The organism is Alteromonas sp. AWQ4_252 (assembly GCF_056158205.1).
Genome location: NZ_JBSWSV010000001.1, coordinates 3,865,857 through 3,891,936 on the forward strand (window position 1 = coordinate 3,865,857; position 26,080 = coordinate 3,891,936).

Sequence of the window (26,080 nt, forward strand, 5' to 3'; positions counted from 1 at the left end):
AATAAGGAAATAAAGTTTCATAATCCGAATTTATTGGGAAAGTCAGATATTCTAATTTAATCATAAAATAACTGCCCGCAAAGCAGTACTTCTCTGTAGCGGCAAAGTTGCAACAAAGATTCATAAAATAGCAGTCAGTTTATGAGCGAGAATAGATGACCGAACAAAAATACCAAGTAGACAAGTTTATTCAAAACCCAATATTGACTGGCTTCAACCCCGACCCAAGTATTATCCGGGTCGGGGATGATTACTATATCGCCACATCTACCTTCGAGTGGTTTCCTGGATGCCAAATTCATCATTCAAAGGATCTCAAACATTGGCAGTTGATCAACCGGCCTCTCGATAGGGTGTCACAACTAGACATGTGCGGAGTACCAGATTCGTGCGGCGTTTGGGCTCCTTGTTTAACTTACTGCGAAGGGGTTTTTTATTTACTTTATTCTAATGTAAAAAGCTTTGATGGCCTCTGGAAAGACACCCCCAATTACCTGGTTACTGCCACTGACATACAGGGCCCCTGGTCAGAGCCTACGTTCATCAATGCGAGCGGTTTCGATGCGTCATTGTTTCATGATGATGACGGTGAATGCTACCTCTTAAACATGGTCGTCGATCATCGCAACGGAAAATTCTTTGGCGGTATCGTGATACAGCAATTTTGCAAGCATTCAAAAAAGCTCATAGGTAAAATCCATCACATTTTCGAAGGAACTGAACACGGTCGTACCGAAGGTCCTCACCTTTACAAACGCAACGGCTGGTACTACTTACTTACCGCAGAAGGAGGCACAAGCTACGAACACTGTGTAACACTGGCGCGGTCCCGATCTTTATTTGGGCCTTATGAGGTGCATCCAAACAATCCGGTTATAACAGCAAAGTACAACGCTCAAGCCCCATTACAAAAATTGGGGCATGCAGATTTAGTGGAAACTCAGAATGGCGACTGGTACGCCGTTTTTCTTACCGGAAGGCCAATCAATGAACGCGGACGCTGCATCATGGGCCGGGAAACCGCATTGGAACAAGTGGAATGGCGACAAGATAATTGGCTATATCTTACTCATAACAGTAAAGAGGCAAGGCTAAATGTCGAGCCGCCCAACTTGCCTTGTCATAGATTTCCAATCTCACCGCAAACGGTGAACTTCGATACATCTAAACTTGATATCCAATTTCAATCGCTGCGTATACCAATGTCTCAGGAGTGGGTGACGACTCAAGCCCGACAGGGTTATTTGCGTTTGTACGGCAAAGAGTCATTAAGCTCTTGCTTTCACCAAAGTCTGATAGGTAGAAGAGTTCAAGCGCACTGCACCAATGCTGAAACCTGTGTCGAATTTTCCCCTGACAATTTCCAGCAAATGGCTGGGCTTGTGTGTTATTACAACACCTTCCACTATCACTATTTACACATCTATGGTGACGATTTCGGTGCTTATTCAGGAAAGAAATTCCTTACAATACTTACCTGTGATAATCATGAGACGAGTCAACCTAACGAAGAGCCAATAGAGATTACAGGTGCAGATCGTATCTACCTCAAAGCTGAATTTTACGGAGCAAACCTGCAATTTTTTTACGCTTTGTCACCAGGAAATTGGCTTAAAATAGGACCATCTCTGGATGGCAGTATTCTGTCGGATGATTATGTCGAGCACGGTGAGAGCCGATTTCATCCCTGCTTTACCGGGGCTTTTTACTGTCTGGCCTGTCAGGACCTCTCCGGACAAAACCTGCACGCAGACTTCAGCTATTTTTCATATCGGGAAATAACTGAATAACACAGAAACCACTGTCAGCCTTACGACCTTTGCGGTCAGACGATTGTTCGTTTATCCCCGACATTATTTACCTGCTAATTCATTCAGCGCAGCCGAGGTAACCCGGCCGCGAACATATGCCTTACACCGTTCTGGTGGCTATTGCCGGAGCAATTCCAGCCGCTCGCCTGGCCGGGCCCAACACTGCAATTTGCCCTACCAGCCAGAGTGTCACCATGCCAATGGGAATGTAGTACCAGCTGAGTGGCGTTAAATCAAACTCTTCAACAAGTACAATGTTAAGGCCTATAGTAAGCCCAGCACCTGCAAGCACACCAACCGTGGTAATAAGGAAATTTTCCATCATGAAATAGCGCAAAACCGCGCTCTTACTTGCACCTAGTGCTCGCCTCGTACCAATTTGCTTCGTGCGTTGATTCACGCTGAAACTGGCTAGCCCAACAATACCAAGTGCTGTTACGATGGTGAGAGTAATCGTGACTGTGGTCAGAATTTTGATCATGGCGCTATCACCTCGATAGCTTCTCCCACGGGTTTCTTCTATCGTGTTAATACCCAGGATAATTCTGCCAGTGTGTCGTTCGGCTAACAAGGTTTCAACCTGCTGCATTACTGCATCTCGTTGCCCGGCTTCAGTGCGAATAAAGTAACGCGAAGCATCATAATTCAGGCTTTCCGGAGACAACATGGCATTCTCCACTCGACTCCAGCCCACCCAGGGCGCCTGAAGTTTATCAACAATGCCGGTAATTACCATGGGCTCAATATCGTTAATAAAAACGGTCTTTCCCACCGCACTAGCATAGTCGTCGTCAGGAAACAGCGATTCTGCCATCGCCTTGGTTATGATGACTTTATCTGGCCAGTCACTTTGTGCCGGTTCTCGCCAGCGAATGTCACTGGCGGTAAAGTTTTGTCCCGCAATGATATCGAGATCCAGCGCATTTACGCCGTGTTCATCGACCATATACACCGCCGTACCGACGCCATCAAATTCTGCGCCAGCCTGGGTTTTGAGCCCCATAGACCAGCCACCTCCGCTAATAGGAATGGCATTTATTTGCACAGCGTCAATGACACCAGGCAATTGGCGAAGTGCGTTGAGATCTTCTTCGATAGTTACTTTCGCATTAAAGTTTGCTTCAAAACCAGAGCTGGAAAGGTAGAAAGAATTGGCTTCATCAATACCACTTTCACGCTGCATCTTCTGACTGCGTTCATACACAATGAAAACCGCATTCACCACAATCGTCATGGTAATTGCAATTTGAATAGCGATAAGTAATGCACCGGTTTTGTTTCTCATCAGTGCTCGGAAAATAGGTCCTAGTTCTAACATGATAATTTCCTTCTTATTGGCTCTTGAGTTGACCTGCTGGCGCGATATTACAGGCACGCCATGTTGGGTACAGCCCCGCCGCTATGCTCGATAAAAGAGCTAGTACTAACCCCACCAGTACCATGGAAACATTGAGTACAGCCAACCCTTGAATATACTCACCGTAAAGACTTTTAATGCCTTCCAGACCAACTAAGGCCAGTAATAACCCCACGAGACCACCAACAACGCCAATCAAAGCAGTTTCCACCAAATACTGATAAAACACGTCAGCCTTAGAAGCACCGACAGCTCTACGCAGACCGATTTCAGACGCTTTGCCACTAAATTTAGCCAACAATAAACCAACCGTATTGAGCAGGCACACAAGCAGAAACATCAGTGATAGCCAAAGCATGATCTGGGCATCGTCTGCAACGACTTCCTGATCTTCCATCCATGTCATCACATCCGACAAACGGTTTTGCATAGGACGGGGAAAACGCCCTAGTGCTTTTTGCTCACTGACGTAACTGTGTAAGAAATCAAGGTAAGCTGCTTTATCCTGCTGAGTAGGTAGTTCTACCCACATTTGGAACCCAATACACTCCGAACGGAGTAGCGCATCAAAACCATCACCTTCTGGTGATTTCCAGCAGTTGGTGTTACCCCAACTGGGCAAAGCCAACTCTTCTTTCAGCATAAAAGGAATAAACACTTCTTCTGATTCTTCAAACGCGCCGTTGTTCACATCGTAGAACTTAGGCATGGGTTGCCAGTCATCGAGTACTCCCACTACCCGAAACTGTCTGCCGAATAACCGAATAGACTCACCCACAGAATTTACACCGCCGAAGACTTGCTCATTAATACGCTTAGTTAACACCACCACTTGCTCTCGCTTTTCGTCAGCGCGAACAGTCCATGGGCTGCCATGTAAAAAAGGCACTTCAAACATGGTAAAAAAGTCGCGAAAAGTGAGACGTGCAGACACTTCAAACGGTTTTACATCTTTGTCCTCAGGCTCCATGATCCCGCCAGTGCGGCTCATTGCCGCCTGGCGTACAGCCTGCTTCGCAGCCATAAAATTGTTAGCATCAGTCCAGGTAAGCTGATTCGGTATATCGTCTTCGTTAAAAGCGTTATGAGGGTCCCAGCTGTCCACCTGAATGTGGTACAAAGCTTTGCTTTTTTCTGGTATAGGGTTAGCCGACATCAAATAGTTAACAGTTATTGTTGTCATGCTTGAGCCAATTCCAAGGGCGATCGCCGCCACCATTAACGTACTGAGGATCAGATTTCGCTTGATGCTCTTTACAGCAAGTCGAAGATAATAGATAAACATGAAGGAGTCCTCAGGCGATAGCTGCAGCGTGGAAGGCTTCACCAGAGGACAACTCACTGACCTGGCCATCTTTTACAAAGATATTGCGCTTAGCCTGAGTAGCCAATGTCTGGTCATGGGTGACCATCACGATGGTGGTGCCATTAGCATTGATTTCTTGCAACAAAGCCATAACACTGGCAGCCATAGTTGAGTCCAGATTACCTGTTGGTTCATCTGCCAATAAGAAACGAGGTTCTCCCGCCAGCGCTCGGGCAATAGCAACCCGCTGCTGCTGCCCGCCGGACAACTGAGCAGGTAAGTGCTTTACTCGGTTCGCTAGCCCTACTAATTCTAAGCTTTGCTCTATACGTCTGCGCCGTTCCTTAGCACTAAATCCACGATAACGAAGTGGTACGTCTACGTTATCAAATAGGTTGAGATCTGGGATCAGATTAAACCCTTGGAAAATAAAACCTATTTTTTCATTTCTCGTTTTGCTTCGTTGCTTGTCATTGAGATGGCTCACATCGACACCGTCCAACTCATAGGTGCCGCCGTTGAAAGTTTCCAGTAAGCCAGCAATATTCAAAAATGTGGTTTTCCCCGACCCAGACGGACCGGTAACCGCCACAAAATCCCCTTCGTCTACCTGAAGATTAAAATCCCGAAGTGCATGGGTTTCGATCAGTTCCGTACGAAAAACTTTATTTACCTCTGTCATTTTCAGCATAATGTGTTCCTTCAGCCCTGTAGAGCTATCTTATTGATTAATTTGAATAGTCTGCGCTCCGTTGAACTGTTCTGTTCCCGAAACAATAATGGTGTCGCCGGGCGCTAGCCCTGAAATAATTTCGACGCTCGACAGACTGCGCGCCCCTGTCGTAATGGCTGTTTTTTGCGCCTTGCCGTTTTGCACTACATAGGCAATTCGACCGCTGCCACTTTGCAAAAATTGTCCCCGTTGTACCATTAGTACATCCTGCTTGTTTTCCATGAGGATACGAGTAGTAAGTCGCTGATTCTGTCTGAGGCCTTGAGGCTGTGTGAGGGTGTTTCCGTTTTCGTCGAGGGTGGCGAATCGCACTCTACCGGTTACCTGATTGTTCTCTATTTCAGGGGAGATAGTAACCAGCGTTGCCCGGTGCGATTCGCCGTTGAGCTCTACTTCAGCCGTCATCCCAATGGCCAAATCGTCGGCATAACTTTCTGGGATCGCGACTTCCAGCTCAAATTCAGATAGATCCACCACGCTTAGGATGGGCTGATTTCTAGCTACCTGATTTTTTTGCTGTACTGCCAGATTTCCCACAATGCCATTAACCGGTGAACGCATTGTGAGTTCTTCAACCTTTCGGCTCAACTCATCGACCAGCAGTGCTTGTCGCTCCACTTGCAGTGCCTTAGTGTGAATTTCAAAGGCAAGACTTTCTTTATTAAGCGCAGCATCCTCTACGGCATGTAAGTGAACCAGCTCAGCGTTTTTGAGGTCATCCCGGGCTTTTTCAAAGTCGATTTGACTGATAGAGTTGCTGTAATAAGCTTTATCTCCACGCCGTTTTTCCCGGTCTGCGGCCGCCAACGCAACTTTAGCCAAATCCACTGCTTTTTGATTTTCAAGCCCTTGTTTTTTAGCCTGAATTTTCTGTCTCTCCAAAGCCAGCTCAGCTTCCTGCAAACTGGCCTGTTCCTGTTTTAGCTGGTTCGACAGTTCAAAGCTCTCAATGGTAGCCAGCACCTGACCTTTCCGTACGCTGTCTCCAGCGTCTACCATAAACGTGATGGTGCCCTGAGCCGGGCTGTATAGTTTAGGGCTTACCGCTGCTACAACTTGCCCCTGGACCGACAAATCACGGATAAAGTCTCCCCGGGTAACCGTGGCAACCCGAATGCGCTGTGCAGAGACGGAAGAATCTGAGCCTGCCCATTTACTTATTGCCGGCCCCCCGAAAATGAAAGCGATAAGAACAAGTAACATCGCCCCGCCAATTATTAAGTAAGGCTTGACGGACGTTTGCTTGGCAAGGGTGACATCCTGGCCGCTGGTATCAGCGATTTTCATCGACACTATCCTGAAATTAAAAAACAATCAGAGGGTATGTCGAAGGAGAGAAGCAAAAGGTTTTAAAAAAAATTGTTTAAAGTGGTACGACAAGTTTCTGGCAAGTCGTAAAGAGGAAAAAAACCGGGGTTACTGCAAAGCCGAAAAGACGGTAAGGACTGTTACCGTCTCTGCCTGTTAGCCAGACTCAATGAGCTTAACCCAATGTGGAAATACCCCAAGGTTGGCAAAAATAATTTTTATGCTCATCAATACAGGTACAGCAAGTAATACACCCACCACGCCCCACAACCAACCCATAACGGACAACCATAATATGATTACCAGGGGGTTTAACCGCATGCTTTTACCCAAAATCGCCGGAGTAACGAATTGAGACTCGGTAATATTAATTAACAGAAATACTGCAGCAGGTAGCAGAGCCGCGCTGACAAAGCCGAACTGAACGACACCGGCGACTAACAGAATAGTACAGCTTACCAACCCACCCAGATAAGGCACAAAATTCATCAACGCCACCAGCGCCCCCCATAATATCGCATCCTCTACCCCAAGGAATGTAAATATCAGTGCCGTAGCTAGCCCCAGCATTGCGTTTATAATACTAACGGTAATAATGTAGTTCGACAGCTCCCGTTGGATATGGTTAACCACAACAAGCGCCCTGCGCTTATTGGTTACAATGGGGAAATCCTTAATGAACACATTGAAAAGTTCAGGTCCGAAGACCAATAAAAACAGAATGAGAATCATACAACCGAATAGTTGAGCAAGTAACAATGGCGCACCAGTTAGGGCCGTCATCAACATTTCCATTCCACTTTGTTTGAGCTTTCCGGTAACTAAATTATCCCTTTCCTCTTCGGGCTCGGGGGCACTCTCCTCTTCATCGAACCAACTGAAAAATGACGAGCGTTTTTTTTCGGGTTGAGGCAGTTCTTCCACTGCACCACTTTGCAGGCTATCACTGAGTTCTTCGAGCTCTTCAGTCACTTCTGCTGCCATTTTAGGTAAGGTTTTCATCCATCGTTCAGCCGGCTCTGCTAACTCAACGCCTAAGAAGCTGAATGGCGCAATTAGCAAAGCCATTAATACCGCAGCTGAGACAGCCCTGGGTATAAAGAACTTTCTGGCGAGAGCAACAAGGGGACTTAGTAACAAAGCGACCAATGCGGAAAACAGCAGAGGGATCAGTAAAGACTTAGCTAAATAAAGTGTATAGATAACAGCGAGGATCAGGAGTGTTCTTAACAGCCTGGTTTGTCGGGCTTCCCGCAAATAAGGCACGGTTCTGGGGTTGATGGTGTCCTGCTGTGTTCGTTTACCCATTTTGTGCCTGTCATGCTGAAGTAATAAAATCCCATTTATGCTGTTCACCTATCGGCATATTCCCGATAAGACCTAGTTTCTACGAAATGAGCACATTTAAGTTCATAGTTATTTGCGGCCAATACCTATTACACGGATCGGGTATGTCATCAAACTGACAAGCTGCTTCCTACACTCTGTGATCAAAAAGTGCATGTTGTAAAAATTTCTATAACAGAATATTTCGCATTGTAATTTTATTTCATTTTTGACGTGAAAATAAAGAAAAGAACAATTTTTCTGTAATTAAATTACAAAAAAGCCTTTATTTCTTGTCCTTTTGATGGATAATACAGTTATCACATTGGTGATATCTAATTTAGTTACGAAATAGGAACTCAAAAATGAAACTGTCTACATTCGCTCTTGCTTTAACTTTATCTGTTGCCGCTACACAATCTTTTGCAAAAAGTCAGGTGCTTAAGCCTCTTAACGACAACATTGAAACCCAAGCATGCTTAAGCGCTGCTAACGAAGGATATTCTCAGGCACTGCGTTTCGTTCGCAGTCAAGGTTTTAACTCTGATGAGTTCGCTGCTTTAGTTCGCTGTAACGGTGTTACTTTGCACTCGTTTGCTAACATGTACAAAGCAAAAGCGGCGGCTGCAGAAAACAACGCTGAAGCCAAAACCATTGCACTGGTAGCTAAAGATGAAGACATTGCATCTAAAGCATGTCTGGAGGCATTGTCAGTAGGTAAAAGAGCCGCATTGGCAAAATTTGGTTTAGAAGGTGAGAACATCATCTGTAACTACAAGTCTATGAACGAATTCGTTCGTGAATACAGCGCGGACAATGTAGTAGTTCGCACTTCAGCAGAATAAGCTAAAACCAGGATGGCAACCTACTGCCAATAAAAAGTACAGTTTCATGGCCTTTCGCTTGCGAAAGTGAGAGGCCTGACACTATACACCACTTTCATTGTCCTCACTTTTTCATCCATTTTTTACAAAAACGTTCTCTTCTTTCCCTGAGCAATTATTGTTTGAATCATCATATTCTCTTCTTTTTCATTAAATATAAAAAAGTGACACAATTCGATTACGCATTTTTTTTAAAATATCCCATACTCCAAAAGAGTAATTGAAGTATGAGGTGCCTTGTTTGGCGAATCTTCCACGATTAAAGAATGAAAATGCGCGACTAGAGACCTTAGAGAAACTGCACATATTAGACACCGAGCCTGACGAGCGCTTCGACCGAATAACTCGGTTAGCGCAACAACTCATTGGCTGTGAATTCGCTGCAGTCTCCTTTATTGATGGTGAAAGGCAGTGGTTCAAATCGCGGGTTAATCTACCGCTCACTGAAACGCCAAAATGTGACGCTTTTTGTGTACATACGCTGGCAGAAGAGCAATATCTAGTCGTGCCTGACGCCGAATCAGACGCGCGCTTTGTTAATAACCCTTTTGTCGTTGGAGAACCAAAAATACGATTCTACGCCGGCGTGAAAATTTCGTTGCGCGGTTACCCATTAGGAACACTTTGCGTATTTGACTCTCGCCACATTAACGTCACAGACCAACAGTTTAAGCAATTGCGGGATTTAGCTGGCATGGTGGAATCGGAGTTGATCCGCGAGGATACAACCCAGACAAATAAAACATTAAGAGGCTACGAAAAACAGTTAGAAGAGTCTCAAAAACTTACGAGAGTAAGAAGTGCAATTCTCGAGAAAATAGTTAATACCGACTCATTGGGAACAGTGTTGCTCGATATCGTCAATGCCGTTGAACGAGAATACCCTGATATTTTCTGCAGTATCCTACTGCTCGAAGGTAAACACTTGCACATGGGGGCAGCCCCCTCGTTACCGCAATTTTATAATGATGCTATTCATGGTGTAGAGATTGGCCCTGGCGTGGGGTCGTGTGGCAACACTGCGTATAACAATACTCTTACTGTGGTAGAGAATATTAGTGCTCACCCGTATTGGTCAGCCTGGAGCGAACTTGCTGAAAGAGCAAACCTCCGATCTTGCTGGTCACAGCCCATTCGGGGAGCCAATGGCGAGGTGCTCGGTACTTTCGCTATCTATCGCCCTAAACCCTCAAGCCCTGGTTCTGAGCAAATTTATCAAATAGAGCAATTCGCACACATCGCCAGTATCGCTATCGAGAGAGAACGAGCTAACCAACTTATATGGCGTCAGGCAAACTTTGATGTGCTAACCGGTTTGCCAAACCGGAACTTAATGGAAGATCATCTGAATTTGGCGCTTAAAGTGGCCAGTCGGAGTAAGACAAAAGTGGCTGTACTTTTCATGGATCTCGACAATTTCAAAGACGTGAATGACTCACTCGGGCACGGCGCAGGAGACTTGCTGCTTGTTGAATGTGCCAGAAGAATTGAAGATATTGTGCGCAAAGAAGATACTATTTCTCGTTTAGGGGGTGATGAGTTTGTATTGATCCTGGGCAATGTAAAGGATAATTCTGGTTTGGAAAATCTTGTTCAGAAACTACTGCGATGTGTTAGTAAACCTTATACTCTGAACCAACATGTCGTACATACCACAACAAGCATAGGTATTACCCTTTTCCCCGATGATGGAAAGGACAAAACCAGTCTGCTTAAAAACGCTGATCAGGCAATGTATGGTGCAAAAGCACAAGGAAAAAATAGCTATCAGTTTTATACCACGTCGATGCAGGATGCAGCGATGAAACGCATAAGCCTTATTAATGACTTACGTGAGGCACTCCATAGCAATCAGTTCTTCCTTGAATATCAACCTATTTTTGATTTAAACCAGGATAGAATTACCAAAGCTGAAGCGCTGATACGCTGGCAGCATCCGGAAAAAGGATTAATAAGGCCTGATGAGTTTATTCCTCTCGCAGAAGAATCAGGCCTCATTCTGGACATCAGCAACTGGGTTTTTGAACAAGTTTGCAACGATGCCCAAACCTGGCGTCGCGATCTTTGCCCTGATTTACAACTCAGTATTAACACCTCTCCCAGCCACTATTTCAGTGTAGAGCCAGATATCATGGAATGGCTTGGCTTGCTTTTGAATAAGGGCTTACCATCAAATGCGATTTTACTGGAAATAACTGAAAATCTATTTATGGATGCCAACGTCAGTGTCGCTAAAAAACTCTTTCAGTTCAGACAGGCTGGTATTGGCATTGCTCTGGACGACTTCGGTACGGGCTACTCATCCATTTCATACCTTAAAAAATATCCTACTGACATAATTAAAATTGATCGTAGCTTCGTAAAGACCATGACCGAGGTGAGTAACGACAAGGTATTATGCGAAGCCATTATTGTCATGGCAAAAAAGCTGGGGATCAAAGTTGTCGCAGAGGGGATAGAAACACAGGAGCAGCTCAGTATTCTTACCAAGATGGGTTGTGACTTCGGACAAGGCTATTTTCTCTCCAGACCTATTGTCAAGTCGCGCTTCAGTGAGCTATTGAAAGCCCAGTCTTTGGGCTCAAGGCTCATCGCCAACGTTTAGCCTTCGAAGCACAAACGGCCCGCTAAACCTTGAGGTTTAGCAATGCCTCTGCGGTAAACTCATTGGTGATAAGACCGCTTATCATGGACGACTTAAGCGCTCCCGCAATGGCACCAACCTTTTCCAGGCCTGCGGCAATGCCAATTACGTTTTTTCCGCTGCCTGGTGCCAAAGTTGCGCTGGTAACCCGCATGTTAATATCCGACTCTAACAAATGTCCGTCGCTGTCGAAAATCCAGCTAATCACTTCGCCAGCTGCCCCCATCGCTTCTAATGCGGCTAATTCATGCTGAGCGATAAAGCCATCTATATGCAACGGAGATTTTGTGCCCAGATTACCAATTCCTACAAACGCGACATCTGCGCAATCTGCTAAACTCTTTACATTTTTAACGTGTTGAAGTTGTTGCCAGTGTACCTTGTCGTCTTCACTACCCGCGATAACCGGCACAGGCATTGGGAAGTGTCTGGCTCCAATGCGTTCCGCAACGTGAATAGCTACGTCGTAACGACTTGCTGAACCATCCTGAGCAATGTTTCCCACCAGTGAAACAATGCGATGCTGAGGACACTGTATATTAGACAATTCGTCAGCACACGCACGCAATACCCGGCCGGTACCAAAAGCGATGGTTTTAGGCTGACGGTCCTTAATGTGCCTTTCAATTTCTGCCGCTCCTGCCTGAGCTAAGCCAATGGTAGAATTGGGATCATCAGAAATACTTGGTACAACCTCACATTGTGCAAGACCATAACGGTGCTGTATTGCATCAGCGAGCTCCATACAATTGCGAATAGGATGTTCTAACCTTACTTTAATTAACCCCTGAGACACTGCCATTGCCACTAACCGCTGTGCAGACTGTCTTGATGTATTGAGTTGCTTTGCAATTTCATCCTGTGTTTTACCTGCCACATAGTACAGCCAGCCAGCACGGGCCGCATCTTCGAGTTTTTGATTTTCAGTATTAGAAGTTGTCGCCATGTATACGCCTTGCTAAGAAAATAAGAAAGGAAATTCCGTTTTAAAATCATACCAGTTTGCCAATACACGCTCATTTTTGCCACTGAATTTATTCATGTGACTACCACCAGTAAAGCGTCTCCAACACATCTTTGCTGCTATGGCCGCCTCAACTCCCGGGGCTGAGTCTTCAAATACTAAGCATCGTGACGGTGTAACACCATACTGCTTCGCTGCATGCAGGAATAAGTCTGGAGCGGGTTTCCCCCTTGTAACATCTGACACGGTAAAGACCTGTTTTTCATTAAAAAAACGATTTAATCCAGTGGCATTCAGGGCCATATTCGTGCGTGGCCGACTACTGCTGGTCGCTAAACAGTAAGGTACACTGAGCGTTGAAAGTATGGCTTCGATACCTTCTATAGGACGCAATTCGCGTTCGAAGACACATTTTAGCTCAACTGCAAAATGTTCTGCTAGCTCACCGTTTAAAGCAAAATTGAAATCCCGAAGAATTGCCGATTGCACATGCTCGAAACTGCGTCCCAGAAAATGCTCAGAAAAGTACCGTTCGTCAATATGAATGCTATGTTCCGACAATAATTGTGCCCACACATTAAAACTGAGGATCTCGCTGTCTATGAGAACGCCATCACAATCAAAAATGACTAAAGCGGTGTTTGCGCAAACTTCCATTATATTTTCACGTTCCTGTATTTGAAGAGCAACGCTGCCCAAGCTACAACAAGGAGATAGTCTACTTGCTTGTCAGCGTTGCAGGTATTTTCACTCTAGGTAGCACTGGTTACTGCATTCCCTTCACTATCGAAATAATGGACATAGCCTTGCAGTGGGGTTACAAATACTTCATCACCGTATTCATATGCACAATTCCCATCTGCGCGAACTGTCAGTTTCGCTACTCCAGGAATATCTACATGCAAAAATGTATCGGAACCCAGGTGCTCCATTACACCTACTTTGCCCTTCCATTTGCCTTCAGCATCAGACAATAGCAAGTGCTCAGGGCGAACGCCGATACAGGTTACCGCTTGCCCCTGGACATTCTCTTCGACGTCAATAAAGTTCATTTTCGGAGAGCCAATAAAACCGGCCACAAACTTGTTTACCGGGTTGCGGTAAAGCGCCATAGGCGACCCGACCTGCTCAATGCGCCCCGCATTGAACACCACTATTTTGTCTGCCATTGTCATTGCTTCCACCTGATCATGGGTAACATAAATCATGGTAGTGGCGAGATCTTTGTGTAGCTGTGATATTTCAAGTCGCATATTCACACGCAAAGCCGCGTCAAGGTTGGACAAAGGCTCATCGAACAAAAACGCAGACGGCTCGCGGACAATCGCGCGGCCAATAGCGACACGCTGACGCTGACCTCCCGACAACTGACCTGGGCGACGGTCAAGGTAATCTGTCAGATTTAGTGTTCTGGCAACCTTCTCTACCTTTTCCTGAATTATACTCTCACTTAGCTTTGCTCGCTTCAACGGAAACGCAATATTACTCCGTACGCTCATATGCGGGTAAAGTGCATAGGATTGAAAAACCATAGCTAAACCGCGTTTTGCTGGCGGTGTATCCGTAGCATCCTGACCGTCAATTTCAATTGCGCCACTACTCACGTCTTCCAGACCGGCAATCATGCGTAACATGGTAGATTTGCCGCAACCGGATGGGCCAACGAATACCACAAACTCACCATCATTTATGTGAAGATCTAACGGTTTAATGACCTCATGGCCGTCGAAATTCTTCGTTACCTGTTTTAATGTAATATTTCCCATAATCAATTCCTCACTTCACCGCGCCGAACGTTAAGCCACGTACCAACTGTTTTTGGCTAAACCAGCCGATGATCAAAATAGGTGCAATTGCCAGCGTTGACGCTGCAGATAATTTTGCATAGAAAAGTCCTTCCGGACTGGAGTAACTGGCGATAAAAGCCGTAAGAGGCGCTGCTTTTGCTGCTGTCAGAATGAGTGTCCAGAAGGCTTCATTCCACGCCAAAATGATATTCAGCAATAAAGTTGACGCGATGCCGGGTAATGCAATAGGAAGCAAAACATGAACAATTTCAGAACCAATTGTTGCGCCATCCATACGGGCAGCCTCAAGTACCTCCGACGGTATTTCGCGAAAATAGGTGTACAACATCCAAATCATAATTGGCAGGTTTATCAGCGTCATAACAATAACCAGGCCTAACTTGGTATCGAGTAAGTCGAAGTCACGGAACAACAAATAGATGGGCACCAGAACTCCCACTGGAGGCAACATTTTTGTTGATAACATCCACATGAGTACGTCTTTCGTTCGCTTGTTTGGTACAAAAGCCATTGCCCATGCCGCAGGTATAGCAATTAGTAACCCAACGAGACTCGAGCCGATAGATACGACAACCGAATTCCAAAAGTGTGAGAAGTAACGACTCTCATTGAAAACCGTTAGGTAATTTTCTGTCGTCCACTCAAAAAATAAAAATGAAGGAGTAGTAGATACCGCTTCAAGTTCGGCCTTAAAGCTGGTGATAACCGTCCACAATATCGGGAAGAAAATGGCAATAGCAACCGTCCAGGCCACGATAGAGTATACGATTTTTTGTCGCAATAACTGTGATTGTCTCATGGGTTACTTCTCCAGATTCTTGCCAATCATGCGCATGAGAAACACGGCTACGACGTTGGCAATAATGACGGCAATGATGCCTCCAGCCGACCCTGCACCCACGTCAAAATCGAGCAATGATTGTGAGTAAATAAGATAGGTTATATTGGTCGACGCATACCCCGGTCCACCATTGGTTGTCACCAGGATTTCAGCAAACACCGAGAGTAAGAATATAGTTTCGATGAGCACAACAGCGGTAATTGCCCGTGACAAGTGGGGTACCACGATATAGAAGAACCTGGCCACAGGACCTGCTCCGTCTAACTCGGCCGCTTCCAATTGCTCCTGATCTAATGATTGAATGGCAGTCAGTAGGATTAGTGCTGCAAAAGGCAACCATTGCCACGAGACGATAACGATAATTGACGCAAGGGGAGCCTGAGACAGAAAGTCAAAAGGCGCAAAGCCCAAAAATGTAGCTAAGTGTGCGAAGAGCCCGTTTACAGGGTTCATAAACATATTTTTCCACACCAGCGCTGACACGGTAGGCATAACAAAAAAGGGCGCAAGCACAAGTATGCGAACGATATTTCGCCCGACAATGGCTTGGTCAAGCAGAACGGCAATTGCAGTTCCACCTACAATAGTGATCAACAACACGCCACACACAAGTTTCAGCGTATTGAAAAACGCTTCGGTAAAAGCAGGGTCGGTAAGGAAAAACTCATAGTTCATCCAACCGATAAATTCCTGCATGCCCGGCATAAGCAGGTTGTAGTTTTGAAATGAAAAATAGACGGTCATCGCTAGCGGCACAAGCATCCAGACTAGCAGTAGCATCACTGCCGGACTTATCATGATGCGGCCAAGGAACCGAGAACTGGTTGTCGCCATAGGAGTTTCCTATCAATACTGGTTAAACAAACCCGGCCTGTCCAAACGCAGGCCGGGACCAGGTGTTAGTCTTTCGGATAACCAGCTTTACGCATGGTTCGCTCAGCTAATCGCTGGGCCGCATTCAGTGCTTGAGTTGGACTCACGTTTCCGGCTACAGCGGCAGAAAATTGTTGTCCAACGGCTGTTCCAAGCCCCTGAAATTCGGGGATCGCAACAAACTGTACGCCCGCATAGGGCACCGGTTTTACTGAGGGATTATTGGGGTCTGCAAGCTTAATTGAATCAAGGGTCATTCGCGCAAACGGTGCTGCTTCAAGATAGGCTTCGTTTGCATATAAAGAAGCACGGGTGCCCGGGGGGACATTGGCCAGCCCTTTTTCTTGTGCAACTAAATCAAGATACGCTTTAGACGTGGCCCATTCGACAAATTTTTCAGCGCCTGGTTTGCTGTCAGAGCTACTTGGTATCGCCAGTGTCCATGTCCATAACCAGTTGGCACGTTTACCTAAACCCGCATCAGGCGCCAGTGCAAAGCCTACTTTGTCTGCCACGGTTGATTCTTCCGGGTTGGTTACAAATGAGCCTGCAACAGTGGCATCAATCCACATTCCGCATTTGCCCGTTTGAAACAAAGCCAGGTTCTCATTAAACCCGTTGGAAGATGCACCTGGAGGACCATAGTTCAGCATTAAATTTGTATAAACTTCTAACGTTTTCTTCCATTCAGGGGTAGTGAATTGTGGCTTCCACTGTTCATCGAACCAGCGAGCACCAAAGGAGTTAGCCATGGAAGTAATAAGTGCGGTATTTTCACCCCACCCTGCTTTACCACGAAGGCAAATTCCATAGACGCCGTTTCGCTTATCTGTCATGGCAGCTGCAGCTTGCTCAATGAATTCCCAAGATGGCTTGTCCGGCATTTCCAGATTGGCTTTCGCCATCAGATCTTTGCGATAAATAACCATCGAACTTTCTGCGTAAAAAGGAACAGCATAAAGTTTATCTTCATGGCTGAGACCTCCGCGAATAGAAGGCAGAATGTCGTTTACATCGTAGTCTTCACCTAAATTATCTAACGGCTCCAACCATCCCTGCTTGGCCCAGATAGGCACTTCATAAGTACCAATGGTCACGACGTCATATTGTTCACTTCCGGTAGCGATGTCAGTGGTTACCCGTTGACGAAGGATGTTTTCTTCCAACGTTACCCACTCCAAATTTATGTCTGGGTGCGCATCAGTAAAAGCTTTGCTTAAGCTTTTCATAGTGACCATGTCACCGTTATTCACTGTGGCTATCGTAACCGTCTCTGCTAATGCAGGAGTGCTGAGTAGTAGTGCTGAACAAATACTTGTGGCAATTTGTTTAATCATCTTTATTTCCTCACCTTAATTTTGCTTTGCTAGTCTATAGGCCGTATATCACCCGTTTGGCAGTTGTTTTTTAGAAGTTCAGACTTAGCTGTAACCCCACAATAGTTGCGTTCTGTGCATCACTATCACCATTGGGATTTATAACGTATTGAATACTTGGCATGACTGCGATGGCAGGATTAATCACGTAGTTGTAATTCAGTTCGATGGGATACTCGTGCTCTCGAACCGTTAAGCTGTCATCTCCAAAGCTGTCGCTATAGAAGCGTTGAGCACGACTCAGTTCACTGCTTACACTGTTCCGGCCAATTGCCAGTCCAACCCGATCCTGAGGTCGGTGCTTAAATGGCCCATTGATAAAACCACCGAAAGCCAACACCTCACCTACACCACTGATATCGTTATCCGAGCGGATCATACTGGCAAAAAGACGTAGCCCACCACCCACTTCATTGCGGGTTATTTGTTGCTCCAGGTTTACATAAAAGGCATTATCGGTATCTTGAATAGCTACAGCATCATCGGTGGTACCAGCAGGGAAGCCTGCTTCGTTAACCAGTTTTGTTTTATCGAGGCTGCTGCGCACAATCCCGAATCTATAATCACCATCCAAACCGTTTCCAAAGTCTTTCTTGTACTCAATTTCAGCCACCGCTGTTGTACCGCTGGTATCACCAGAGGTTCCGAGCTTTAAGCCTTGATTAAGAGACAATGTCTCTGGATTTGCGTCGTAAGCACCGGCTTTAATTATCCAGTTATCAGAAATGTTGTAGGTAACTTGTGCTCCTAAAGCACTTAATGGATCACCGTACCAGCTACTACTGATATAGTTAGAAGAACCACCACTACAAAATGTGAGATGTTGAAAAGCACAACTCATGGCAAAGAAGTCTGCGCTGGGATAAATACGACCCACTTTGATACTTAGCTGATCGTCAAACAGGCGCTGGGTAAGAGAGAACTGGGTAAGCCGGGTAACATTCCCGCGGCCATAGATTTGTTGGGACTGCAACAAAAAGGGCATATTTGCTTCGTTATTGATTAGGTCGCCGTTTCGATTAGTGATCTCAACTTTAAACTCAGCACCTGACCAGCCGAAAAGGGTGTCTAAATCAAAGTACCCACCAACAAAATACTGGTCTGCATAGGCGAGTTCACGATCCTCTCCGCCCTGAATATTGTAGGCAGTCTGGCTGAAGTGTCCTAACCGAATGTTAACTCCTTTCTCTGCCCAATCAGCTCTGACGCCTCCCCAATCTCCAGTAATGTACTTTTCACTGTCGAAATCACTGGCTGCGATACTGCCAAAAGATTGAGCCAGCATAAAAGCAGTAACTGGTGCTAAAAGAGCGGCTTTTCTCAGCCTTTTTCCTTGCGTTTTTCCTTCAACGTCAACGTTCCTAAAGTATTTTTCAACGTGGTGCATCTTTGATGTTCTCCATCTATATTTTTATTACGCTTGCGACATTGACGGGCAAAAAAACCAGACTTTCACCCGCCCAGCAAATTGAGCATATGACCAACTGATGAGCATCACCCCTCAATAAAGATTAAGATGTCAACAACAAATTGTTTACAAAAAATTAACAATCAATAGTAAAATAACAAAAACACACAATTATTCAACAAGTTATAAAAACAAAATAAAAGCACAAAAAATAACTCCTTAACAAAAACAAACAACAACAAAGGCAAATAATTAACCAGAGGGCTAATGCAAAGCAAAAAGATGAGATTTAAAAGCAGGAAGGAGTGGAAAAACCAGACAGTTTGTAGCAAGAGTTAGAATAATGTGAATAATGTCAACAACCACATTGGTTATGAGGGTTTATTATAGGAACGGTAAAAAACCTAGTTTCATTTGAACGATGGCGTCAGCAAATCAACACCCCTTTTCATGTACAGATCATCGTACTTGACCCCGCCGTTTCCATATGGTTTTTCCTCAGACCCTGTGTTACAGGTCGCAGAAAAATATATGATGGGTAAATTACGCTTCATCCGAAAATCAGCGCCTGAATACACTATTGCTTGCTCGGGGAATTCACTTCCTCCTCGCATATACATATCGTAGGTCTGCCCGCCATTGGCTGGGCTGCTATTATTTACTACTAACCATATTTCATACCAGGCCCCTGGCTCCAGTGGTCTGGCGTATCGGTTTTCTTTTTCGTTTTTTATACGGTCGTACCAATCGCCTTTATTTACAGCGAGGGTTCCATCGTTTTTGAAATCTATATTGCTGTCGTATCTGTCTGTGATGCGTACCGTGGGCTCAAAAGCATCGTAGGCGAGTTCAATAATGCCCTCAGGACCCATATTGCTCAGTCCAAACACATGGTTATTCGGGAAAGCTTCAACATTTATGCGAAGATAAAAAGTATAGGTTTGCCCTACTCCAACAGGTTCGGGAAGCTTTGTGAAACTAAAAGCTTTTCGGTTTCCTACGATGCCGTCTGGAGCTGGTTTTTTAAGGAGATAGTGATTTCCTGTCTCAAACTCCTGTCGGACTTCGGTTACCTGGGGGTTTTCAATTTTGGGATCTGTTTGATTCTGCAGATCTATTTTTGTCCACGAAGACAGTGTGGACGCCGCATTTTCAAAATCATCAACTTTTAGCCATTCACTATTCGACGCTGAGCTTGTGACAGGTACAATGCACATCACCAGGATGGCAAGGTTTCGTATTAATGGTGACGGTGTATTTCCCAGCATATTTCAAAACTCAAAGAGAGTAATAAAAAACAGGATATACTATGTCGAAAAATCATGACCACTCAAATTCATCACAATTTATTTTTTTAGGACTCGCGATGACAATAAACAACTGGCAGCCTTTCATCAAACGCATGGCGATCACACTTATTTGGGGTATGTTAAGCGCCAGCACTTTTGCTGCGCAACCTCTTGATATAGCGGGTACAATAGTTCCCCCAGGCACAAGTAAGAACGTGACTCTTGAAGTAGCAGCAGGTGAAAACGACCCGGCAACATTTATTCCTGTAACTGTAATTAACGGGAAAAATGACGGCCCGGTACTGGCCACTGTTGCTGGTGTTCACGGGTATGAATACATCTCTATTCTCGCCACAGAAAAGTGGGCAGAAACGCTTTCACCAGAATCGATATCAGGGGCACTCATAATCGTGAGGTTAGCCCATATTCCCGCTTTCGAAGAGCGTTCAATATATGTCAACCCGTTCGATCGGAAGAATTTGAACCGTAGCTTTCCAGGCAATATTCGAGGAACACAGGCAGAGCGTATTGCCCACGCGATTTCAACCCATATCGTCGCAAATGCAGACTTTCTGATTGATCTACACAGCGGCGATGGCGCGGAGTGGCTCGCCCCTTTCGTAGGCGTGTACGGCGGCCCATTGGCCACTAATTATGAGCAAGCCATGGACGTCGCGACGCATTTTGGCTTTCCCAGCATCGTTACCTATGAAATGAAAACCCAAAAGCAAATAGACTCAGGACGCTCGCTAAATCGTCAGGGCGTGGCAGCGGGTATACCAACTATCTTGGTGGAAATAGGCGAAAATGCTTCGAAAGAAGAAGCCTTGGTAAATACTCTCGAAGCAGGCTTAAATAACACTCTTGCGCGGTTATCAATGTTGCCGAAGGAAACATCACCACTTTTCAATGAGACCCAACTTAACCATTTTGTGGGCACGACATCTGTACCTGTTGATGTATCTGGTATTTGGTATCCACGCCACGTGACTGGCAGAGAAATAGTTGAGGGTGAAATACTGGGTGAAATCAAAGATTACTTTGGCAAAGTTGTCAGAACGGTTCGCGCACCTGCGTCCGGCTACGCTCTTTATGGCTTAGCCGGACTTCCCATTAAGCAGGGTGAAAGTGTTATGACCATTGCATTAAGAGAGGCACCATAGTCACTTACTTCCTCCTTTGCTACTAATCCCAGCAAGCCGCTGATATTTGCCCTAAGTCAGCGGCACCTCAATAAACTTCATTCTATCTTCCGTTTGATTCAATTTAGCGACTATAGGCAGGCAAATTTATTAATAGTCTGATAATCTGAACCGGCTTCGTCATTATGGTGTATTTTTCAAAAGATTCCCTCACCGCTCACGCCATAATTTTCTGCGATTCAAATACAACAACCGCGAAGCACAAAGGAAACATCATGCGACAGGCCATTCAACAAGATATTGCAGCAATTCAAGCTATTGAGGCAGTACCACACATTATGAATATTTTGTCTGAAGCTACAGGCTTACGATTTATTTGTGTGGCTAGAGTAACGGAAGATAGCTGGACAATGTGCTCGGTGCTAGACAAGGTAAATTTCAATCTCAAACCCGGCGACGAGCTTGAAATTCAAACTACTTTTTGCAGCCAGGTCCGGCAATCTGCCAAAGCGATTGTCATTGAAGAGGCCTCAAAAGATAGCTATTACAAAACCAGCCCCATTCCTGTCATGTATGGTTTCGAGAGTTACTTTTCCTACCCCATATACAACACCGACGGTTCATTCTTTGGCACGCTTTGTGGGCTTGACCCTATCCCCACGGTACTTAAGACAGTAAAAATAGATAACCAAATCGCGTCGTTTGCCGAGCTAATTTCTCGTCAGTTGGAAGTAAACGACCAGCTAAACACGGCCCAATCTGCACTTTACGATGAACAGTCAGCCGCGAAATTAAGGGAACAGTATATTGCCATTTTGGGCCACGATATTCGCACGCCACTCTCATCGCTAAAAATGGGCCTGGATTTTCTTACCGAGGCCGTTTCAGATTCTACCAGCCAGGCGGTACTTCAGCGTATGGATAATAGTGTCAATAAAATGAAACGATTGGTGAGTGATCTCATGGATTTCACCCATGGAAAAATGGGCAAAGGCATTACGCTTAATGCAAAACCTTCAAATGACCTGCAATCGGTGTTAACTCACACTGTCAGCGAATTGGAAACATTGCACCCAGAGTGCCTTATTAATAACAACATTCAGATTAACGGCACTTTTTATTGCGACCCCCAACGCATCGGTCAGTTGTTGTCTAACCTGTTAGTCAATGCCATCGTACATGGTGATTCATCTTTACCTATCAATGTATATGCAGGTGTAGAGAACGGGGTATTTATTCTTAGTATTGCCAATGGGGGAGCACCAATACCCGAAGAAACCAGAGCAAAGCTCTTCGAGCCATTCTGGCGTAACCAACATGCCAAACACTCAGGTGGTTTAGGACTGGGTTTATTTATCGCCTCGCAAATAGCGAAGGCTCATCAGGGTAAATTAACCGTAGTATCAACTGAACAAGCTACAGTATTTACTTTTTCTGCGAATTTACGCATGGGTTAAATTGAAGCCCTGCTTACTGTCACGTTCTTAGTTCAGACCAATTCTTGTTAATTGTAAAGATTGATCCGTTGCTGCATGCGCTGCTGTAAAAAGAATCGCAAAGATCAAAACACTCTAGTAATAAAGTCTACTTTGAACGACTGGGTGCTCTAGACTATTCTATTTAATATGGATCTTATATTTACAATAGCAATTTGTGTTGTTAATGATTCCGCACTAACTTAGATCACATTGGACGCTTTTTTTCAGAAATGATTAACCTACGGAAAGGCACTGCAGGCCAACAAGAAATGATGGCCGTTAGATATCGCCGTCGTTACAGGCTTTGCCAAGTATTGACCGTTCTCGGGGTACTGTTTCTGGTTGCGTTGGGTAGTTTTAGCCTACTTGATGGCAATCAGGTCCTGGGTGCTATATTGCTTGTTAACGCCCTGGCTGGATTATTCAATCTTTACATATTAAAGAAAACCGACAATGTTGAGCGCGCGGCCTCAATATTGAGTGTGATCCTATTCGTCCTGTCCATGTGTCTAATAATGACAGGTGGCAAAGACAACACAGGGCTTTTATGGGTTTACCCGATTGCGGCCATAAACCTATTTATCAATCGTTTCTGGCCTGCCGTGGCAATGTTCACTTTGTTTACCATATTCAGCATTCTCTTGCTGTTTACACCATTGTCTGCGCTACTAATGACCAGTTACTCGATAGTTGAATCTATTCGCTTCATCTTAACAATGCTGGCATTAAATAGTATTTGCCTGGCAGCACTACGATCTGAAGAACAAGCTTACAACACGATATTGCAACTGCATGACGATGACATCCGGAAGATGGCGTTTTACGATACGTTAACAGGGCTACCAAACCGTTGGAGTTTAAAAACAAATCTGGAACGACTTCTTGCCAGGGCAGAAAAGGACAAGCAGCGCGTGGGGTTACTGTATATCGATTTAGATAATTTCAAACAAGTGAATGATCAGTACGGACACGAAGCAGGAGACCAACTGTTACTTAAATTCAGTGAGCGCTTATGGGATTCGATCCGGCCTGGTGATAGGCTGCTATCCCAACCAAGCGATACATTGGCAAGACTCGCAGGGGATGAATTCGTAGTGCTACTTCCCAATATCAACGAACCATTGGATGCCAGCAAGGTAGCCACCCGTATTTTAAATATTTTCGACGGCGGCTTCGAGGTCGATGGCATCACCCATAGGGTTTACGCTAGCATTGGTATCGCCGTTTACCCGGATGACGCCAGTAGTTCATCTAGCTTGCTGCAACAGGCCGATGCGGCGATGTATGATGCCAAATCCAATGGTCGCAATTGCTTTCGATTCTTTACCCAAGCGATTGCGGAATCATTGCGACAACGCCAGCATATTGAATACGGATTGAAACTAGCATTAAGTGAGCAGCATTTTACATTGGTTTATATGCCTATATTTGACTGCAAAGACAATTCAATTGTGGCGTTTGAGGTACTACTTCGATGTCACGGCCCTGAATTGGCCGGAACAGGACCAGATGAGTTTATACCAGTGGCAGAAGCTACCGGACTTATTAAAGACATCGATTTATGGGTTATCGACAACGCACTCGAAGCAGTAGCAATACTTCAAAAAGAACATCAATTTACCGGCAAAGCCTGTATCAATATCTCGGGCGTGGAATTGCACAATGAACAGTTTCCCGAACAGGTAAAACAATTGATTACACATCATAATGTAGCGCCTTCGAGCGTGGAATTCGAAGTCACTGAAACGGCCTTTGTCGCGGACGATGCGGCGTGTTTAGCAACGTTAGAAGCGTTGGATGCATTAGGCGTGTCTATTGCACTGGATGACTTTGGCACCGGTTATACTGCGTTTAGTCAGCTCATTCGTTACCCTGCTGACTGTTTGAAGATAGACCGTTCGTTTGTTAACGATCTCTTTTCTGAACGCGAAGCCCGCAATAAAATGGTTATGATAATTCAAAACCTGGCAAAGCTATATGACCTGCGGGTGATTGCGGAAGGGGTTGAAACTGAAGCGCAACTTTCTCATTTGAAAGCACTAGGCTGCGACTGGGCACAAGGTTACTATTTATCCCGCCCGCTACCGTGGGATGATTTTCTCTCTATGATAAAAGAGTAAACTTGCTTCTCAGGCAGGCGCCCTGTAACTTAAACTTGCCCCCCACACAATAAGGACATTATCGTGAGAAAGGTATTCAGTTTATTTGCACTACTTGTTGTTTTTGGTGTTTCAGCTCGAGATTTCGATAGCGCCAAAATGGATAGCTACTTAGACTCACTTGCCAGCCACGACAAAGCCATGGTAAGCGTTGCTATTATGGAAAAAGGTGAGCCTGTTTATCAAAAAGCGGTGGGGTTTGCTGATGTAAATGCCAAACAGCAAGCAACGACCAACACACTGTACAGGGTCGGCTCGATTACCAAGGTGTTCACCGCCGTCATGATTTTTCAGTTGATAGAAGAAGGCAAACTGTCGCCGGACACCACATTAGACACATTTTATCCCAACATTAAGAACGCCAGTGCAATAACCATTTCGATGCTGCTACGTCATCGAAGTGGTATTGCCAACTTCAACGACTTAGCAGCATTCCGTAGTTACATGACGCAGGCAAAAACTCAGGGCGAAATGGTGAAGATACTGTCTGCGCTAGATAGCGACTTCACGCCAGGCAGCGGCGGAAAATATTCCAATTCAGGCTACTTACTATTGGGATATATTGTCGAAAGCGTTACTGATGATAGCTATCACAACCAATTGCAACAACGTATAACCAGTAAACTGGGCCTGACGCATACTGTTTTCGGTACTAAGGCGGACTCAGTGACTAAGGGTGATTTGGCAAAATCCTACACCTACCAAGGAACAGGCTGGCTACCTGCCAGCAATACCCACTTGTCAATTCCACACGGTGCTGGTGCTATTGTTGCAACACCGTCGGACGTGACCGCTTTTTTCTCAGGACTGTTTGCAGGTAAACTCATTTCAAATGCATCCTTATCTGAAATGAAGACCATTGAAGATGGTTTAGGTGCGGGTTTGTTTCAATTCCCGTTTTACGATAAAACCGCCTATGGACACAACGGCATTATCGACGGTTTCAGTGCTCAAGCGTCTTATTTTGAAAAAGACGGCGTTGCCTTTTCAATCGTCGCTAATGGGCTGAATTATTCACTTAATGATATCAGTATTGCCATGTTAAGCCTGTTTTTCGGCCGTGAATATGCATTGCCCGATTTTACGGCAAGCCCTGTTTCGCTGCCAACAAGTCAACTACATCAATACAAAGGCACTTACGCAACTCAGCAACTGCCACTAAAAATCACTATAACAGTAAAAGGCGATCAACTTATCGCTCAGGCTACCGGGCAAGGGCCGCTCCCTCTCACGCCTTACTCCAAATCTGAATTTCGTTTCACGCCTGCAGGTATCGTTATAAAGTTTGCATCCGATGATAAGGGCGAAAGCATTGACGGCTTTACACTCCATCAAGGTGGCGGATCCTATCTCTTTACAAAAGAGTAGCGAGC

Annotated in this window: 20 protein-coding genes; 7 read left to right on the plus strand and 13 right to left on the minus strand. The window is 45.2% G+C overall.

From position 1 onward, the window contains the following. The first annotated feature begins 155 nt into the window (after window positions 1–155). Complete coding sequence (locus ACXACM_RS17010) at window positions 156–1,790, plus strand: glycoside hydrolase family 43 protein (RefSeq protein ID WP_474823229.1); 1,635 nt, start codon at window positions 156–158, stop codon at window positions 1,788–1,790. 121 nt (window positions 1,791–1,911) lie between these two features. Here ACXACM_RS17010 and ACXACM_RS17015 read toward each other — a convergent pair whose 3' ends face one another. The 5 genes from ACXACM_RS17015 to ACXACM_RS17035 form a co-directional block, all read right to left on the minus strand. Then, on the minus strand, window positions 1,912–3,129 hold the full coding sequence (locus tag ACXACM_RS17015) for an ABC transporter permease (protein ID WP_474823230.1): 1,218 nt from the start codon (window positions 3,127–3,129) through the stop codon (window positions 1,912–1,914). A 13-nt stretch (window positions 3,130–3,142) separates the two neighbouring features. Next, window positions 3,143–4,453, minus strand: coding sequence for an ABC transporter permease (locus ACXACM_RS17020; protein WP_474823232.1), 1,311 nt, complete (start codon window positions 4,451–4,453; stop codon window positions 3,143–3,145). A gap of 10 nt (window positions 4,454–4,463) precedes the next feature. After that, on the minus strand, window positions 4,464–5,165 hold the full coding sequence (locus ACXACM_RS17025) for an ABC transporter ATP-binding protein (protein ID WP_474823233.1): 702 nt from the start codon (window positions 5,163–5,165) through the stop codon (window positions 4,464–4,466). A gap of 30 nt (window positions 5,166–5,195) precedes the next feature. Next, window positions 5,196–6,494, minus strand: a complete 1,299-nt coding sequence (locus ACXACM_RS17030; RefSeq protein ID WP_474823234.1) for an efflux RND transporter periplasmic adaptor subunit — start codon at window positions 6,492–6,494, stop codon at window positions 5,196–5,198. A gap of 177 nt (window positions 6,495–6,671) precedes the next feature. Beyond that, window positions 6,672–7,823: an AI-2E family transporter gene (locus ACXACM_RS17035; protein ID WP_474823236.1), complete on the minus strand. Its 1,152-nt coding sequence runs from the start codon at window positions 7,821–7,823 to the stop codon at window positions 6,672–6,674. Window positions 7,824–8,206: 383 nt separating this feature from the next. Between ACXACM_RS17035 and ACXACM_RS17040 the strand changes: the two genes are divergently transcribed. Both ACXACM_RS17040 and ACXACM_RS17045 read left to right on the plus strand, forming a co-directional pair. Further along, the gene (locus ACXACM_RS17040) at window positions 8,207–8,686 is read left to right on the plus strand and encodes a DUF3718 domain-containing protein (protein WP_474823237.1); all 480 of its coding nucleotides are present in this window, start codon (window positions 8,207–8,209) and stop codon (window positions 8,684–8,686) included. Between the two features lie 280 nt (window positions 8,687–8,966). After that, window positions 8,967–11,330 (plus strand): bifunctional diguanylate cyclase/phosphodiesterase, encoded by a 2,364-nt coding sequence (locus ACXACM_RS17045; RefSeq protein WP_474823238.1) that lies wholly within the window; start codon window positions 8,967–8,969, stop codon window positions 11,328–11,330. A gap of 22 nt (window positions 11,331–11,352) precedes the next feature. Here ACXACM_RS17045 and ACXACM_RS17050 read toward each other — a convergent pair whose 3' ends face one another. From ACXACM_RS17050 to ACXACM_RS17085, 8 genes are all read right to left on the minus strand, one after another. Beyond that, entirely contained in the window at window positions 11,353–12,315 is a 963-nt protein-coding gene (locus ACXACM_RS17050; protein WP_474823240.1) for a sugar-binding transcriptional regulator, read from the minus strand. Window positions 12,316–12,327: 12 nt separating this feature from the next. Further along, complete coding sequence (locus ACXACM_RS17055; protein WP_474823241.1) at window positions 12,328–12,990, minus strand: HAD family hydrolase; 663 nt, start codon at window positions 12,988–12,990, stop codon at window positions 12,328–12,330. 95 nt (window positions 12,991–13,085) lie between these two features. Further along, window positions 13,086–14,099: an ABC transporter ATP-binding protein gene (locus tag ACXACM_RS17060; protein ID WP_474823243.1), complete on the minus strand. Its 1,014-nt coding sequence runs from the start codon at window positions 14,097–14,099 to the stop codon at window positions 13,086–13,088. Window positions 14,100–14,109: 10 nt separating this feature from the next. Further along, a complete protein-coding gene (locus ACXACM_RS17065) occupies window positions 14,110–14,940 on the minus strand; it encodes a carbohydrate ABC transporter permease (protein ID WP_474823244.1) in 831 nt (276 codons plus the stop codon). A gap of 3 nt (window positions 14,941–14,943) precedes the next feature. Then, window positions 14,944–15,816, minus strand: coding sequence for a carbohydrate ABC transporter permease (locus tag ACXACM_RS17070; RefSeq protein ID WP_474823245.1), 873 nt, complete (start codon window positions 15,814–15,816; stop codon window positions 14,944–14,946). Between the two features lie 65 nt (window positions 15,817–15,881). Further along, window positions 15,882–17,192: an ABC transporter substrate-binding protein gene (locus ACXACM_RS17075; protein ID WP_474823246.1), complete on the minus strand. Its 1,311-nt coding sequence runs from the start codon at window positions 17,190–17,192 to the stop codon at window positions 15,882–15,884. A gap of 70 nt (window positions 17,193–17,262) precedes the next feature. Further along, on the minus strand, window positions 17,263–18,618 hold the full coding sequence (locus ACXACM_RS17080; protein WP_474823247.1) for a carbohydrate porin: 1,356 nt from the start codon (window positions 18,616–18,618) through the stop codon (window positions 17,263–17,265). A 431-nt stretch (window positions 18,619–19,049) separates the two neighbouring features. After that, window positions 19,050–19,907, minus strand: coding sequence for a hypothetical protein (locus ACXACM_RS17085; protein WP_474823248.1), 858 nt, complete (start codon window positions 19,905–19,907; stop codon window positions 19,050–19,052). Between the two features lie 41 nt (window positions 19,908–19,948). On the opposite strand from ACXACM_RS17085, the gene ACXACM_RS17090 reads away from it, so the two are divergent. The 4 genes from ACXACM_RS17090 (at window position 19,949) to ACXACM_RS17105 (ending at window position 26,075) form a co-directional block, all read left to right on the plus strand. Continuing rightward, window positions 19,949–21,091, plus strand: a complete 1,143-nt coding sequence (locus tag ACXACM_RS17090) for a M14 family metallopeptidase (protein WP_474823249.1) — start codon at window positions 19,949–19,951, stop codon at window positions 21,089–21,091. Between the two features lie 254 nt (window positions 21,092–21,345). Then, entirely contained in the window at window positions 21,346–22,527 is a 1,182-nt protein-coding gene (locus ACXACM_RS17095) for a GAF domain-containing sensor histidine kinase (RefSeq protein WP_474823251.1), read from the plus strand. Window positions 22,528–22,778: 251 nt separating this feature from the next. Beyond that, entirely contained in the window at window positions 22,779–24,668 is a 1,890-nt protein-coding gene (locus ACXACM_RS17100) for a putative bifunctional diguanylate cyclase/phosphodiesterase (RefSeq protein WP_474823252.1), read from the plus strand. A gap of 63 nt (window positions 24,669–24,731) precedes the next feature. Next, on the plus strand, window positions 24,732–26,075 hold the full coding sequence (locus ACXACM_RS17105; RefSeq protein ID WP_474823253.1) for a serine hydrolase: 1,344 nt from the start codon (window positions 24,732–24,734) through the stop codon (window positions 26,073–26,075). Window positions 26,076–26,080 lie beyond the last annotated feature (5 nt).

What these genes read in the sequence shown, in the direction of transcription:
- ACXACM_RS17010 (WP_474823229.1), top strand. Translation starts at nt 156, where the DNA reads ATGACCGAACAAAAATACCAAGTAGACAAGTTTATTCAAAACCCAATA.
- ACXACM_RS17015 (WP_474823230.1), bottom strand. Translation starts at nt 3,129, where the DNA reads ATGTTAGAACTAGGACCTATTTTCCGAGCACTGATGAGAAACAAAACC.
- ACXACM_RS17020 (WP_474823232.1), bottom strand. Translation starts at nt 4,453, where the DNA reads ATGTTTATCTATTATCTTCGACTTGCTGTAAAGAGCATCAAGCGAAAT.
- ACXACM_RS17025 (WP_474823233.1), bottom strand. Translation starts at nt 5,165, where the DNA reads ATGCTGAAAATGACAGAGGTAAATAAAGTTTTTCGTACGGAACTGATC.
- ACXACM_RS17030 (WP_474823234.1), bottom strand. Translation starts at nt 6,494, where the DNA reads ATGAAAATCGCTGATACCAGCGGCCAGGATGTCACCCTTGCCAAGCAA.
- ACXACM_RS17035 (WP_474823236.1), bottom strand. Translation starts at nt 7,823, where the DNA reads ATGGGTAAACGAACACAGCAGGACACCATCAACCCCAGAACCGTGCCT.
- ACXACM_RS17040 (WP_474823237.1), top strand. Translation starts at nt 8,207, where the DNA reads ATGAAACTGTCTACATTCGCTCTTGCTTTAACTTTATCTGTTGCCGCT.
- ACXACM_RS17050 (WP_474823240.1), bottom strand. Translation starts at nt 12,315, where the DNA reads ATGGCGACAACTTCTAATACTGAAAATCAAAAACTCGAAGATGCGGCC.
- ACXACM_RS17055 (WP_474823241.1), bottom strand. Translation starts at nt 12,990, where the DNA reads ATGGAAGTTTGCGCAAACACCGCTTTAGTCATTTTTGATTGTGATGGC.
- ACXACM_RS17060 (WP_474823243.1), bottom strand. Translation starts at nt 14,099, where the DNA reads ATGGGAAATATTACATTAAAACAGGTAACGAAGAATTTCGACGGCCAT.
- ACXACM_RS17065 (WP_474823244.1), bottom strand. Translation starts at nt 14,940, where the DNA reads ATGAGACAATCACAGTTATTGCGACAAAAAATCGTATACTCTATCGTG.
- ACXACM_RS17070 (WP_474823245.1), bottom strand. Translation starts at nt 15,816, where the DNA reads ATGGCGACAACCAGTTCTCGGTTCCTTGGCCGCATCATGATAAGTCCG.
- ACXACM_RS17075 (WP_474823246.1), bottom strand. Translation starts at nt 17,192, where the DNA reads ATGATTAAACAAATTGCCACAAGTATTTGTTCAGCACTACTACTCAGC.
- ACXACM_RS17080 (WP_474823247.1), bottom strand. Translation starts at nt 18,618, where the DNA reads ATGCACCACGTTGAAAAATACTTTAGGAACGTTGACGTTGAAGGAAAA.
- ACXACM_RS17085 (WP_474823248.1), bottom strand. Translation starts at nt 19,907, where the DNA reads ATGCTGGGAAATACACCGTCACCATTAATACGAAACCTTGCCATCCTG.
- ACXACM_RS17090 (WP_474823249.1), top strand. Translation starts at nt 19,949, where the DNA reads ATGTCGAAAAATCATGACCACTCAAATTCATCACAATTTATTTTTTTA.
- ACXACM_RS17095 (WP_474823251.1), top strand. Translation starts at nt 21,346, where the DNA reads ATGCGACAGGCCATTCAACAAGATATTGCAGCAATTCAAGCTATTGAG.
- ACXACM_RS17100 (WP_474823252.1), top strand. Translation starts at nt 22,779, where the DNA reads ATGATTAACCTACGGAAAGGCACTGCAGGCCAACAAGAAATGATGGCC.